The organism is Sphingomonas sp. G-3-2-10 (assembly GCF_012927115.1).
GTDB lineage: Bacteria > Pseudomonadota > Alphaproteobacteria > Sphingomonadales > Sphingomonadaceae > Sphingomonas.
In genome coordinates this window covers 2212504-2225170 of sequence record NZ_JABBFY010000001.1, presented here as the reverse complement: position 1 = coordinate 2225170, position 12667 = coordinate 2212504, and the positions used below count along the sequence as shown (strand labels likewise).

Here is a 12667-nt window from a genome sequence, read left to right as displayed (position 1 = left end):
CTGTAATTCGGACACAAAACGGCCCGGGGCGGGGGTAAATCCGCCCCGGGCCGCTTCTTCACCCAGGGGGCTGGGGGAGGTTAGATCTTGCCGACCAGGTCGAGCGACGGGGCCAGGGTGGCTTCACCCTCTTCCCACTTCGCCGGGCAGACTTCGCCCGGATGGCTCGCCCAATACTGCGCTGCCTTGACCTTGCGCAGCAGCTCGGCGGCGTTGCGGCCCACGCCTTCCGGCGTGATTTCGACCAGCTGGATCACGCCTTCCGGATCGAGCACGAAGGTGCCGCGATCGGCGAGGCCGACGCCTTCACGCAGCACGCCGAACTGGTTGGCGAGCTGGTGGTTCTGATCGCCGACCATGAAATAGTTGATCTTGCCGATGGCGGGCGAGGTGTCGTGCCATGCCTTGTGGCTGAAATGCGTGTCAGTCGACACCGAATAGACTTCGACGCCCATTTTCTGGAGGGTCGGATAGATGTCGGCGAGGTCTTCCAGCTCGGTCGGGCACACGAAGGTGAAGTCCGCCGGATAGAAGAAGAACACGGCCCACTTGCCCTTCACGTCGGTGTCCGAGACGTCGACGAACTTGCCTTCCTTGAACGCGGTCGCGGTGAACGGCTTGAGGGGGGTACCGATAAGGGCCATGAGGCTTTTCTCCAGTTTGTGCCGTGCGGCACGGTTCGTATTGCAATGCCGCATATAGGGAGCCGGTTCGCGAAGTTGAAACCGGAAGCTCCGCTGTGCGTGATCGATTGGGTCGATCAATCGAAGTATCTTGATCGCCTCACTTCATAAAATGAGGCCGAACTGGCCATAAACGAATTGTGCGCCGCCATTTCTGGCGACGCACAAAATTCCGTGATGCGAAGCAGCAGATCAGGCGAGCGCGCGGTACAGCCCGTAAAGGCTCGTCGCGGTCAGCACGACACCGACCAGCAGCATCAGCGTCTTCGCTTCGATCCGCTTGGCGAGCAGCGCGCCGAAGGGCGCCGCAAGCACGCCGCCGATCAGCAGGCCGACGGTGGCGACGGTGAAGGCTTCCCAGCCGAGATGGGTTATGAAGGTCGCCGAGATGGTGGTGGTGACGAAGAATTCGGCGGTGTTGACCGTGCCGATCGTCATGCGCGGGCTGCTGCCCTGGACCAGCAGATTGCTGGTCACCACCGGACCCCAGCCGCCGCCGCCGGCCGCGTCGAGGAAGCCGCCGGCGAGACCGAGCGGCTCGACGACCTTGGGGGCCTTTTCCTTGGGCGGGTAATGGCGGCTGCGCCACAGCAGATAGAGGCCGATCGCGATGAGATAGCCCAGGATGAAGGGCTTCGCGACGGCAGCGTCGATGTTCGACAGGACGAACGCGCCCAGCGCGCCCCCGATCATGCCGGGAATCGCGATGCGCAGGAACAGTTTCCAGTTCACATTCTTGTGGATCGCATGGCTGATGCCGGAGACCGCGGTGGTGAAGGTCTCCACCGTGTGCACGCCGGCCGAGGCGACCGCGGGCGGCACGCCGAGGCTGAGCAGCAAGGTGTTGGAAATGACGCCGAAAGCCATGCCCAGCGCGCCGTCCACCATCTGTGCGGCAAAGCCCACCGCAATGAAGGGCAGGATCGCCGTAAGGTCGAATCCGTCCAAAATTAGTCCCTTTTCACATGCGGCCGGACGACGGGAGATGCCGTTCGTCGCAAATTCCGACAAGATACATCGTGTTTAGACGGGACAAGATGTGTGTGTCCCGCGCCTTGCCGCTACCGTGCATGGGACAGGTGCTGCGATGAGGCGTTCTGGAATTCCGCTCGTTGAGCTACTATGTGGGCACCCATAAAGGGGACCGGCCATGTTGCGTCGTCTGGTGACGTATCTCGATTCGATCAAGGCGCGCGATCCCGCGCCGCGATCCCGCGTGGAAATCCTGCTCTATCCGGGCGTGTGGGCCGTCGGCTATCACCGCATCGCGCATGCCCTGTTCAACGCGAACCTGTTCTTCCTTGCGCGCATGGTGAACCACTGGTCGCGCTTCGCGACGGCGATCGACATCCATCCGGGCGCGAAGATCGGGCGCAATTTCTTCATCGACCACGGCTTCGTGGTGATTGGCGAGACCGCCGAGATCGGCGACAACGTCACCATGTACCAGTGCGTGACCCTGGGCGGCACGAGTCCCGATGATGGCGTCCCCGGCAAGCGTCACCCGACGCTGGCGGACGGGGTGATCATCGGATCGGGCGCGCAGGTGCTGGGGCCGATCACGGTGAATGCTGGCGCGCGCATCGGCGCGAACGCAGTCGTGACCAAGGAAGTGCCGGCGGGCGCGGTGATGGTGGGCATCCCGGCGCGTCCGGTGATGGTCGAGGGCGGGGCGCAGTCGCCCGGCTTCGTTCCCTATGGCACGCCGTGCAGCCAGATGTTCGATCCCGCGACCCAGAAGCTGGAGATCATGCGCTGCGAGCTGGAAACGCTTCGCAAGCAGATCGACCTTATGGTCGAAGAAAGACGTGGGGTGGAAGAGAAGCAGGGTGGCCGTCGCGATACCGCATGAAAGCTTTCGCTGAATGGGGACGGTAACCCCGCTTCCGGTCGGCCGGCCGACTCAGGTCGGCTATGACCGCGCCGAACTGACGCGCATCCTCGATCTGTACGGCCGGATGGTCGCTGCCGGGCATTGGCGCGATTATGCGATCTCGCTCGACGCCGATGCCGCGGTGTTCGCGGCCTTCCGCCGCGCCGCCGAGCGCCCCGAATACCGGATCGAGAAGCGCCCCGCGCTGCGCAACCGGCAGGGCATGTGGGCGCTACTGAGCGAGAATGGCACCGTGTTGAAGCGCGGGCACGAGCTTGGCCCGGTGCTGGCGCCGGTCGAGCGGCGGCTGATGAAGCTGGTGGGCGAGTAAGCAAAAGGACCCGGGAGTTGCCTCCCGAGCCCTTTCTCTCAGACAATCGTTGCGTCAGGCCAGCGCGGGCTGGGCCGTCGGCGGCAGGCTTTCGCGCAGGCCGCCCAGCAGACCCACCACGCCGCGGCGCATCGGCTGCCAGAAGGCGGAGAGGGTCAGCAGCGCCGAACCGATCACCAGCCCGGTCAGGGCCGCGCTCAGCTCGACCGCGCCGGTCATCTCGAACAGCGCGTACATCGCGTACAGCACATAGACGAGGCTTGAGACGAGCAGCGCGCGGCGGTCCACCGCCAGGGCGATGAAGCCGAACACCACGTACAGGCCCAGCACCACGGCGGCCATGCCCGCGCTCACCTGATGATCGAAGATGCCGAGCATGTGGAACACCGGGTGCGCGATCAGCGGCGCGGCGGCGAGGTGCAGCCAGAAGGCCACGTCCGAACGGCGGGTGCGGCGATCGAGATCCGACATGTCCCAGCGCATCGCGAAGGCGAACACCAGCAGGCCGGCGGCCAGCACGATCGCGTTGAGCCAATCTTCCGATCCCGGCACGAACGCCATGATCGCGCCTACCGCGACGGTGACAAGCGCCATCGCGCCGACGGCCACGGTGATCGGCACCATGAACCGGCGCCAGTGCAGCCAGGTGGCGGTGGCGGTGACCACGCCGACGATGATCGCGATGCCGCCCGCCAGCTGCTTCATGCCGAGTTCGTTGTCGAAGCTGATACCCAACTGTTCGGCCAGCCAGGGCATGTTCGCGCCGAAGATGCCGCCGATGACGGTGAAGACGCCCCCGGCAAAGCCGATCAGCAGCAGGATGCTGGGCAGGGCCATGCGGCGCTGGCGGGTGAAATATTCGGCCAGCAGCCAGCTGGTCACCGCGACGCAGAAGCCGCCGGTGGCGATCGTCGCGCCGATCTCGACCGGACCTTCGCGCTCGACGTTGAAGATGTGCCCGCCGATATAGGCGCCGATCCAGCCGATCGCGACCAGGATCAGCCCCGCCGCGATCGCGACGAAGATGTCGTTGAAGCCGGTGAGCAGCCTGAAATGCTCTTCGTCGACCGCGGGCGCAGACCGGCTCGCGGCGATATGGTTGCGGAATGCTTCGGCGGCTTCGGGCGTGATTGCGCCCGCCTCCACCGCAGCAGCGAGATCGCTTTCGCTATACATGGGCCATCCTCCTCTGTTGGGCGGAGAATAGCATGAGTGTATTAGTGATGCAATACGGCGGGTCGGTGCGCCGCCAGGGTCAGCGGCGGTAGCGCAATATGCCCAGATCCGCCGTATCGATCGCGGGTTCGCGCCCGCCCATCAGATCCGCGATGACGTGTCCCGATCCGCAGGCCATCGTCCAGCCCAGCGTGCCATGTCCGGTGTTCAGGAACAGATTGTCATAGCCGGTCGCGCCGATCACCGGCGTGCCGTCGGGCGTCATCGGGCGGAGGCCCGACCAGAAACTCGCGGCATCGGGATCGCCCGCGCCGGGGAACAGATCGGTCATCGAATGGATCAGCGTGGCGCGGCGGCGGTCGTGCAGCGTGTTGTTATAGCCCGAAATCTCCGCCATCCCGCCCACCCGGATACGATCGCCCAACCGGGTGATTGCGATCTTGTAGCTCTCGTCCATCAGGGTCGAGACGGGGGCTCTGGCGGCGTCGACGATCGGCACGGTGATGGAATAGCCCTTTACCGGATAGACCGGCAGGCGGATGCCCAGCGGCCGCAGCATGTGCGCCGAATAGCTGCCCAGCGCGACAAGGTAGTGATCGGCGGTGACGATCCCCTGATCGGTCCGGACCCCCGTAACCCGATTGCCATCGGTCTTGATCGCTTCGATGGCGACATTGTTGCGGAATTCGACGCCGAGACCTGCAGCCAGTGCGGCAAGGGCATTGGTGAACTTGAAACAGTCACCGGTCTCGTCATTGGGCAGCCGCAGGCCGCCAAGGAACTTGTCGCGCGTCGCGGCAAGGCCCGGCTCGGCGGCGATGCAGCCGTCGCGGTCGAGCACTTCGAACGGGACGCCGCCGCTCTGGAGCACGGCGACGTCCTTGGCGATGCCGTCGAGCTGCTTCTGCGTGCGGAACAGCTGCAGCGTGCCCTGCATCCGCTCGTCATAGGAAATGCCGGTGGCGGCGCGCAGCTCGATCAGCCGGTCGCGGCTGAACTCGGCGATGCGGACCATCCGCGCCTTGTTCACCGCATAGCGCGCGCTGGTGCAGTTGCGCAGCATCGCGAGGATCCAGCCGATCATCTCGGCATCGACGCGCGGGCGCAGGATCAGCGGGGCGTGCGTCATCAGCAGCCACTTGATCGCCTTTTGCGGGATGCCGGGGGCAGCCCAGGGCGAGGAATAGCCCGGCGAAATCTCGCCCGCATTGGCGAAGCTGGTCTCCAGAGCGGGGCCGGGCTGGCGGTCGATCACGGTGACCTCGTGCCCGGCCTGCGCCAGATACCAGGCCGATGTGACGCCGATGACGCCGCTGCCGAGCACCGCGATCTTCATGGCCTGCGCCTCAGTTCAGTTTTCCCAGGATCAGCATCGATTGCTCCGCGCCCGAATTGGGCACGATCTCGCCGGTGCGGTCGGTGATCCCGGCCCAGTGGGCCGCGACGCCCTCGGCGCTCAGCTCGTCGCCCTTCAGGCGGACGCCCGGGGTCAGCGTGACATAGGCGGTCTGGAATACGCCCGCGCCAGCGCCGACGATCGCGTTGGTCGGCGCATCCTCGCTGACGAGGAAGATCGCCGCCGGAGCGACGCTTTCGGGGGTGAACAGCTTGAACGCTTCCTCGGGGAAGATGTCCTCGGTCATGCGCGTGCCCGCGGTCGGGGCCAGCGTGTTGACCTTGATGTTGTACTTGGCGCCTTCGAGGTAGAGCGTCTTGGTGAGCCCGGCGAGGCCAAGCTTCGCAGCGCCGTAATTGGCCTGCCCGAAATTGCCGTACAGGCCGGTCGACGATGCGGTCATCAGGATGCGACCATAGCCCTGCTCGCGCATCGTATCCCACACCGCCTTGGTGCAGTTGGCCGATCCGATCAGGTGAACGTCGACGACGAACTGGAAATCGGCGGGCTCCATCTTGGCGAAGCTCTTGTCGCGCAGCACGCCGGCATTGTTGATCAGAATGTCGATCCGGCCCCATTTGGCCTTGGCGGCTTCGACCATCGCGACCATCTGGCCGTAATCGGTGACGCTGCCGCCGTTCGACATCGCTTCGCCGCCCAGCGCCTCGATCTCCTTCACCACGGCGAGAGCCGCGTCCGAATGGCCGGTGCCGTCGCGCGAGCCGCCCAGATCGTTGACGACGACCTTCGCGCCGCGCCGCGCCAGTTCGAGCGCATAGGCGCGGCCAAGGCCGCCGCCCGCGCCGGTGACGATCGCCACGCGGTCCTTGAAAGAGATGGTCATGGAAGCGCTCCCGAGAAACTTGTTGAGCGCTTCCTAGGCCGGGATCGCGAAAAGGGGAACCGGGTGCATCATGGCCACCCCGGCTCCGGCAGGCGGCTGATCGTTCAGCCGCCGCGCTGGCGGCAATTGTCGTACTGGCCGCGCTTGCAGATCGGATAGGTCGCCTGGGGCGGGGGCGGGGGATAGGCCTGGGCCGGCGTCTGGGTGCTCGGCACGAAGATCACCTGCGCGCCCGGCGTCGGCGGGGTGCTGAACAGTGGCGCGGCGGGCTGATAGCCGCCCTTCGGATCATCGACCGTCTGCACATTGGGCGGCTCGTCCGGCGCGGTCTGCGCCATCGCCGGCGTGGCGAAGGCAACGAACGAGGCTGCTGCCAGAGCAATCAGCTTCATGAAACTCTCCTGATCTTGCCTTGAGTCCTTGGGGACACGGAAGGCGCAACGCAGGAGAAGCCGATCAGGTCCCCGAATCGAGTGCGTAGCCGGCCGAGCGCACCGTGCGGATGATGTCGGGCTTGTTGCCGACATTGATTGCCTTGCGCAGACGGCGGATGTGGACGTCGACGGTGCGGCTCTCGATGTCGCTGTCATGGCCCCATACCGCATCGAGCAGCCGCTCGCGCGAGAAGACCCAGCCGGGATGCTCGAGGAAATGCTTGAGCAGGCGGAATTCGGTGGGGCCGAGCGGCACGAACTCGCCGCCGCGGCGGACCTTATGGCCCACCGTGTCCATCTCGATATCGGCGTAGAGCAGCGCTTCACCGGCCAGCGCCGGCCTCACGCGGCGCAGCACCGCGCCGACGCGAGCGACCAGTTCGCGCGGGGAGAAGGGCTTGGTGACGTAATCGTCCGCGCCGGTTTCGAGCCCGCGCACCCGGTCTTCCTCTTCGCCGCGCGCAGTGAGCATGATGATCGGGATGTTCGCGGTTTCGGGCATGCGGCGCAGGCGGCGGCACACTTCGATCCCCGAAATCCCCTCGACCATCCAGTCGAGCAGGACGATGTCGGGCGTCGCTTCCTTGGCCAGAAGCAGCGCTTCCTCGCCGTCGGGCGTGTGCTTGACGTCGAAATCCTCGCGCCGGAAATGATAGGTTACGAGTTCGGCGAGGGCGGCATCGTCCTCGACCAGGAGCATGCGGGCACGGGCCATCAGGCAATCGCCTCATCGGATTCGCGGTCGGCCAGCGTGCCGCCCGTCGCTGCGTAATACACCATTTCGGCGACGTTCGTCGCGTGATCGCCGATCCGCTCGATATTCTTCGCGACGAACAGCAGGTGCGCGACCTGGCTGATCGTGCGCGGATTCTCGACCATGAAGGTCACCAGCGTGCGGAAGATGCTGTCGTAGAAATCGTCGAGCGCATTGTCGCGCGCGCAGACTTCTGCGGCCTTGGCGGCATCGCGCGCGGAGAAGGCGTCGAGCACGTCATGAACCATGTCGCTGGCCATCTGCGCCATCGCGGGCAGCAGCGAGATCGCTTCGATCCGGTCGCGATCCGCGGTGTGGATCAGCGGTACGCGCTTGGCGATGTTCTTGGCATAATCGCCGATCCGCTCGACCACCGCGCCGATCTTGAGCGCTGCCACCACTTCGCGCAGATCGTCGGCCATCGGCGCGCGCAGGGCGATGACGCGCACCGCGAGCCGCTCGACCTCGGCTTCGATCGCGTCGATCGCCTTGTCCTTGTCGCGCACTTCGCGAGCGAGGGCGATATCGCCGCGCGCCAGCGCGACCATCGCGTCGCTGATCGCCTGTTCGGCAAGACCGCCCATCTGGCTGATCAGCGCGCGGAGCTGGCCGATATCCTGATCGAACGCCTTGACGGTATGTTCGTGGCCGGTCGCCATTATCCGTACCTTCCAGTGATATAGTCCTTCGTGCGCTCCATCTTGGGCGCCGTGAAGATGTCGTCGGTCACGCCATATTCGACCAGCTGGCCGAGGTGGAAGAAGGCGGTGCGATGGCTGACGCGCGCCGCCTGCTGCATGTTGTGCGTGACGATCACGATCGCATACCGGCCGTGCAGTTCGTGGATCAGCTCCTCGATCTTCGCGGTCGCGATCGGATCGAGCGCCGAGCAGGGCTCGTCCATCAGGATCACTTCGGGGTCGACCGCGATGGCGCGCGCGATGCACAGCCGCTGCTGCTGGCCGCCCGACAGCGCGGTGCCGCTGTCCTGCAGGCGGTCCTTCACTTCGTCCCACAGGCCGGCGCGCTTCAGCGAGCGCTCGACGATCAGGTCCATCTCCGATTTCGACGCGGCCAGCCCGTGGATGCGGGGGCCATAGGCGACGTTTTCATAGATCGATTTGGGGAAGGGATTGGGCTTCTGGAACACCATGCCGACGCGGGCGCGGAGCTGCACCACGTCCATCGCGGGGGAATAGATATCCTCGCCGTCCAGCCGGATATCGCCTTCGACCCGCGCCGAGGCGACGGTGTCGTTCATGCGGTTGAGCGTGCGCAGGAAGGTCGACTTGCCGCAGCCAGAGGGGCCGATGAACGCCGTCACCTTGTCCATGTCGACATCGATCGACACGTCGCGGATCGCTTGATTGCTGCCGTAGAAGACATTGACGTTCTTCGCCGACATCTTGGGCTGGGTCATAGTCGCTTCGGTCATCACCAGCGGGTCTCGAATTTGTTGCGAAGATAGATGGCCAGCCCGTTCATGGCGAGCAGGAACACCAGCAGCACGATGATTGCCGCGCTGGTCTTTTCGACGAACGCGCGGCTGACTTCGTCGGACCACAGGAAGATCTGGACCGGGAGGACGGTCGCCGGATCGGTGAAGCCTTCGGGCGGCTGGACGATGAAGGCGCGCATTCCGATCAGCAGCAGTGGCGCGGTTTCGCCCAGCGCGCGCGCCATGCCGATGATCGTGCCGGTGAGGATGCCGGGCATGGCGAGGGGCAGGACGTGGTGGAACACCACCTGCACGCGCGATGCACCGATGCCCAGCGCGGCATCGCGTATCGAGGGCGGAACCGCCTTGATTGCGTTGCGGCTGGCGATGACGATCACGGGCATGATCATCAGCGCGAGGGTGAGCCCGCCGACGAGCGCCGCCGAACGCGGGAAGAGCGGGCCGAACTGATAGCCGAACAGGCTCCAGCTGCCGAGGAACACGGCAAGGCCGAGCAGGCCGAAGATGATCGAGGGCACCGCCGCCAGATTGTTGATCGAGACTTCGATCAGGTCGGTCCAGCGGTTCTTCGGGGCATATTCCTCGAGATAGACGGCCGAGAGCACGCCGATCGGGAAGGCGATCAGGAAGGTGATGAGCATCGTCATCAGCGATCCCTTGAGCGCGCCCCAGATGCCGACCGCCGTGGGATCGATCGAGTTGCTGCTGGTCAGGAAATCGGCGTTGAAGCCGGTGCGCAGCGCGTTCGCGGCCTCCAGCTTGTCGGCCGCGGCCTTCTCTTCCGGCTTGGCGTGGCTGCGCAGGCCGTTCTCGACGCCGGTCGATGCGGGCACCCAGAAGACTTCCTTGCGGCTGAGCACCGAAGGATCGGCCTTGATCGCGTCGCGGACCTTCAGCCACGCGCTGTCGGAGATCGCGCCTTCGCCATGCTGGGCCTCGGCCGCGCCGGACACCGCATTCTCCAGCTCCGCGCCCGACAGCGCCAGATCGGCGCCGGGGGTGTTCAACTGGGTGCGATCGATCGGCAAGGCGAGCGCGGGGAAGTCCATCGTCAGCGCCACTTCGCTGCGCATGAACCCGCGTGCGCCGTTGGCCGCCATCGTGACCAGCAGGAAGGCGAGGAACGCTGCCGACAGCACCACGGCCGCCAGTCCGAACGCCTTGAAGCGCCGCTCCGCCGCATAGCGCTTGCGGATGCGCTTCTGCATCGCCGCGCCCTTCCAGTCGGTGGGCGTGGGATCGATAGGCTGGGCGCTATTCATACGCCTCCCGGTATTTCTTCACGACGCGCAGGGCGACGATGTTGAGCATCAGCGTAATCACGAACAGCGTGAGGCCCAGCGCGAAGGCGGCGAGCGTCTTGGGGCTGTCGAACTCGCTCTCGCCGGTCAGCAGGTCGACGATCTGCTTGGTGACGGTCGTCGCGCTCTCGAACGGGTTCAGCGTGATGTTCGCGGCGCCCGAAGCGGCCATCACCACGATCATCGTTTCGCCGATCGCGCGGCTGACGGCGAGCAGCACGCCCGCGACGACGCCGGGCAGAGCGGCGGGGATCAGCACCTTGCTGATGGTTTCGCTGGTCGTCGCGCCCATCGCCAGGCTGCCGTCACGCATCGCGGTGGGCACGGCGGCGATCGAATCGTCGGCCATCGACGAAACGAACGGGATGATCATCACGCCCATGACCAGACCGGCGGCCAGCGCGCTTTCGGACGAAGCGAATGGCATGCCGAGCATCACTGCCAGATCGCGCACCAAAGGCGCGACGGTGAGGGCAGCGAAATAGCCGTAAACCACGGTCGGCACGCCCGCGAGAATCTCGAGGATCGGCTTCATCCAGCGGCGCACGCGCGGGGCGGCGTACTGGGTGAGGTAGATCGCGCTCATCAGCCCGAACGGGATGGCGACGATCATCGCGATCACCGCGCCGATGAAGAAGGTGCCCCAGAACAGCGGCACCGCGCCGAGCGACGCGCCGGGATCGTTGGCGTCGATCACCTGCGGGCTCCAGTGGGTACCGAACAGGAACTCCCAGAAGGGCACCTGCTGGAAGAAGCGCAGCGACTCCCACAGCAAGGACAGGAAGATGCCGAGCGTGGTGAGGATCGCGATCAGCGACGCGATCAGCAGCAGCACCATGACGCCGCGCTCGACCTGCGAGCGGGCGCGGAAATCGGCGCGGATGCGGGTGAAGGCGAAGGCGCCGCCGGCAAAGGCCAGCAGGATCGCCGCGAGCGTGCCCATCCAGCTGTAACGGCTGCGCGCTTCGCGAACGACGGGGGCGAGCTGCTCCGCGACCGGATCGAACGCCTTGGCGCCGGGGTCCTGCGACACGCGGCGCGCCTCGGCGAGCAAGGCATCGCGCTCGAAATCGAACTGGGGGAGCTGGGCGGCGGCGGGATGCTGGAGCACCGCTTCCTTGACCAGCCCCGGGCTGATCGAGCTCCACACGGTGATGAACAGGATCGCGGGAATCACGGTCCAGATCGCGACGTACCAGCCATGCTGACCGGGCAGCGAGTGGAGCCGCTTGGCCCCGCCGCGATCGAACCGGGCGGCGCGCGCCCGCGCGGTCAGCCAGGCGATCAGGCCGAGACCGGCGATCAGGAAGAGGAGGACGAAGGCGCTCATCAGTGCAGGCCCGCCGGATCGAGCGGAATGCCCTGCGCAATGATCGCCGCCGAGCGCGCGCGCAGCGCATCGGGGGCCGCGATCAGGCCGCGCTTGGTCAGCTTGCCGCCGGGATTCCACATCGTCGTGTAGAGCCGCAGGAAATCGGCCAGGCCCGGCACCGCGCGCAGATGCCGCTTCTTCACATAGAGATAGAGCGGCCGCGCGCCGGGATATTGCCCGCCGGCGATCGTGTCATAGGACGGCGCGATCCCGTCGATCGGGACGCCATGCAGCCGGTCGGCATTTTCCTCGAGATAGGAATAGCCGAACACACCCAGCGCATTGGGGTTCTGCGCCAGGCCCTGGACGATCAGATTGTCGTTCTCGCCCTTGTCGATATAGGCGCCGTCGTCGCGGATGCGCTTGCAGAGCTTGTCGTAAGGCGCGGCGTCCTTGGCCTTTTTCAGCACCTTTGCGTTAGGATCGGCTTCGGCGCAGCCCGGTTCCATGATGAGTTCGACCAGTGCGTCGCGCGTTCCGCTGGTCGAGGGCGGGCCCATCACCTGAATGGGGATGGCGGGCAGCGACGGATTGACGTCGCGCCACAGCTTCGCGGTGTTGGGCCGGCCATAGGGCGCGAATGCGAGCGCGAGATAGACGTCCTTCTTGCTGAGCTGCAGCTTCGGCCCGCGATTGCTCTCGGCCAGCGCGACGCCATCGACGCCGATCTGGACTTCGAGGATCTCGCCCACGCCATTCTTGCCGCACAGCTCGAATTCGGATTTCTTCATCCGGCGAGAGGCGTTCACCGCATCGGGGAACTGCCAGCCCACGCCGTCGCAGAAGCGCTTCATGCCCGCGCCGGTGCCGATCGATTCGATCACCGGCGGCTTGCGTTCGCCGCTCTGGTTGACGAACGCCTCGGCCACCGCGGTGGTGAAGGGGAAGACGGTCGACGATCCGACCACGCGGATCTCTCGCGTCGAGTTGCTGTCGCACGCCGTAAGGGCGAGCGCGGCAACCGCGAAAAGCGTGAACCGTCCGAAAATGCGAGGTCTCCCCGGGGCGCGAGAATCGGCCCTCGTTGCGAACGCCTCTCTTGCA

Annotated in this window: 14 protein-coding genes; 2 read left to right on the top strand and 12 right to left on the bottom strand. The window is 65.8% G+C overall.

Features of this window, described 5'->3' with window-relative positions; translation table 11 throughout:
• Window positions 1-80: 80 nt before the first annotated feature.
• Together ahpC and HHL13_RS11050 are read right to left on the bottom strand one after the other, a co-directional pair.
• Window positions 81-644: an alkyl hydroperoxide reductase subunit C gene (gene ahpC, locus HHL13_RS11055; protein ID WP_169555714.1), complete on the bottom strand. Its 564-nt coding sequence runs from the start codon at window positions 642-644 to the stop codon at window positions 81-83.
• 231 nt (window positions 645-875) lie between these two features.
• Window positions 876-1631, bottom strand: coding sequence for a sulfite exporter TauE/SafE family protein (locus tag HHL13_RS11050; protein WP_277346990.1), 756 nt, complete (start codon window positions 1629-1631; stop codon window positions 876-878).
• Window positions 1632-1833: 202 nt separating this feature from the next.
• On the opposite strand from HHL13_RS11050, the gene epsC reads away from it, so the two are divergent.
• Together epsC and HHL13_RS11040 are read left to right on the top strand one after the other, a co-directional pair.
• On the top strand, window positions 1834-2535 hold the full coding sequence (epsC, locus tag HHL13_RS11045) for a serine O-acetyltransferase EpsC (RefSeq protein ID WP_169555713.1): 702 nt from the start codon (window positions 1834-1836) through the stop codon (window positions 2533-2535).
• A gap of 13 nt (window positions 2536-2548) precedes the next feature.
• On the top strand, window positions 2549-2887 hold the full coding sequence (locus tag HHL13_RS11040) for a DUF2794 domain-containing protein (protein WP_169555712.1): 339 nt from the start codon (window positions 2549-2551) through the stop codon (window positions 2885-2887).
• Window positions 2888-2941: 54 nt separating this feature from the next.
• Here the strand turns inward: HHL13_RS11040 and HHL13_RS11035 are convergent, their stop codons facing one another.
• The 10 genes from HHL13_RS11035 to HHL13_RS10990 all read right to left on the bottom strand — a co-directional run bounded on the left by HHL13_RS11035 (window position 2942) and on the right by HHL13_RS10990 (window position 12612).
• The gene (locus tag HHL13_RS11035) at window positions 2942-4063 is read right to left on the bottom strand and encodes a hypothetical protein (protein ID WP_169555711.1); all 1122 of its coding nucleotides are present in this window, start codon (window positions 4061-4063) and stop codon (window positions 2942-2944) included.
• A 79-nt stretch (window positions 4064-4142) separates the two neighbouring features.
• Window positions 4143-5399, bottom strand: a complete 1257-nt coding sequence (locus HHL13_RS11030) for a D-amino acid dehydrogenase (RefSeq protein ID WP_169555710.1) — start codon at window positions 5397-5399, stop codon at window positions 4143-4145.
• A 10-nt stretch (window positions 5400-5409) separates the two neighbouring features.
• Window positions 5410-6303, bottom strand: a complete 894-nt coding sequence (locus HHL13_RS11025) for an SDR family NAD(P)-dependent oxidoreductase (protein ID WP_169555709.1) — start codon at window positions 6301-6303, stop codon at window positions 5410-5412.
• Window positions 6304-6407: 104 nt separating this feature from the next.
• Complete coding sequence (locus HHL13_RS11020; RefSeq protein WP_169555708.1) at window positions 6408-6695, bottom strand: hypothetical protein; 288 nt, start codon at window positions 6693-6695, stop codon at window positions 6408-6410.
• 64 nt (window positions 6696-6759) lie between these two features.
• Window positions 6760-7452, bottom strand: a complete 693-nt coding sequence (gene phoB, locus HHL13_RS11015; RefSeq protein WP_169555707.1) for a phosphate regulon transcriptional regulator PhoB — start codon at window positions 7450-7452, stop codon at window positions 6760-6762.
• Window positions 7452-8150 (bottom strand): phosphate signaling complex protein PhoU, encoded by a 699-nt coding sequence (gene phoU / locus HHL13_RS11010; RefSeq protein WP_169555706.1) that lies wholly within the window; start codon window positions 8148-8150, stop codon window positions 7452-7454. The genes phoB and phoU overlap by 1 nt, the downstream gene beginning before the upstream one ends.
• Complete coding sequence (gene pstB, locus HHL13_RS11005) at window positions 8150-8926, bottom strand: phosphate ABC transporter ATP-binding protein PstB (RefSeq protein WP_169555705.1); 777 nt, start codon at window positions 8924-8926, stop codon at window positions 8150-8152. Before pstB ends, phoU begins: the two co-directional genes overlap by 1 nt.
• Window positions 8926-10212, bottom strand: a complete 1287-nt coding sequence (pstA, locus tag HHL13_RS11000) for a phosphate ABC transporter permease PstA (protein WP_169555704.1) — start codon at window positions 10210-10212, stop codon at window positions 8926-8928. The genes pstB and pstA overlap by 1 nt, the downstream gene beginning before the upstream one ends.
• Window positions 10205-11581 carry a phosphate ABC transporter permease subunit PstC gene (gene pstC / locus HHL13_RS10995; RefSeq protein WP_169555703.1) on the bottom strand — a complete coding sequence of 459 codons (1377 nt, stop codon included), beginning with the start codon at window positions 11579-11581 and terminating at the stop codon, window positions 10205-10207. Before pstC ends, pstA begins: the two co-directional genes overlap by 8 nt.
• A complete protein-coding gene (locus tag HHL13_RS10990; RefSeq protein WP_169556913.1) occupies window positions 11581-12612 on the bottom strand; it encodes a substrate-binding domain-containing protein in 1032 nt (343 codons plus the stop codon). Before HHL13_RS10990 ends, pstC begins: the two co-directional genes overlap by 1 nt.
• Window positions 12613-12667 lie beyond the last annotated feature (55 nt).

What these genes read in the sequence shown, in the direction of transcription:
- ahpC (WP_169555714.1), bottom strand. Translation starts at nt 644, where the DNA reads ATGGCCCTTATCGGTACCCCCCTCAAGCCGTTCACCGCGACCGCGTTC.
- epsC (WP_169555713.1), top strand. Translation starts at nt 1,834, where the DNA reads ATGTTGCGTCGTCTGGTGACGTATCTCGATTCGATCAAGGCGCGCGAT.
- HHL13_RS11040 (WP_169555712.1), top strand. Translation starts at nt 2,549, where the DNA reads ATGGGGACGGTAACCCCGCTTCCGGTCGGCCGGCCGACTCAGGTCGGC.
- HHL13_RS11035 (WP_169555711.1), bottom strand. Translation starts at nt 4,063, where the DNA reads ATGTATAGCGAAAGCGATCTCGCTGCTGCGGTGGAGGCGGGCGCAATC.
- HHL13_RS11030 (WP_169555710.1), bottom strand. Translation starts at nt 5,399, where the DNA reads ATGAAGATCGCGGTGCTCGGCAGCGGCGTCATCGGCGTCACATCGGCC.
- HHL13_RS11025 (WP_169555709.1), bottom strand. Translation starts at nt 6,303, where the DNA reads ATGACCATCTCTTTCAAGGACCGCGTGGCGATCGTCACCGGCGCGGGC.
- HHL13_RS11020 (WP_169555708.1), bottom strand. Translation starts at nt 6,695, where the DNA reads ATGAAGCTGATTGCTCTGGCAGCAGCCTCGTTCGTTGCCTTCGCCACG.
- phoB (WP_169555707.1), bottom strand. Translation starts at nt 7,452, where the DNA reads ATGGCCCGTGCCCGCATGCTCCTGGTCGAGGACGATGCCGCCCTCGCC.
- phoU (WP_169555706.1), bottom strand. Translation starts at nt 8,150, where the DNA reads ATGGCGACCGGCCACGAACATACCGTCAAGGCGTTCGATCAGGATATC.
- pstB (WP_169555705.1), bottom strand. Translation starts at nt 8,926, where the DNA reads ATGACCGAAGCGACTATGACCCAGCCCAAGATGTCGGCGAAGAACGTC.
- pstA (WP_169555704.1), bottom strand. Translation starts at nt 10,212, where the DNA reads ATGAATAGCGCCCAGCCTATCGATCCCACGCCCACCGACTGGAAGGGC.
- pstC (WP_169555703.1), bottom strand. Translation starts at nt 11,581, where the DNA reads ATGAGCGCCTTCGTCCTCCTCTTCCTGATCGCCGGTCTCGGCCTGATC.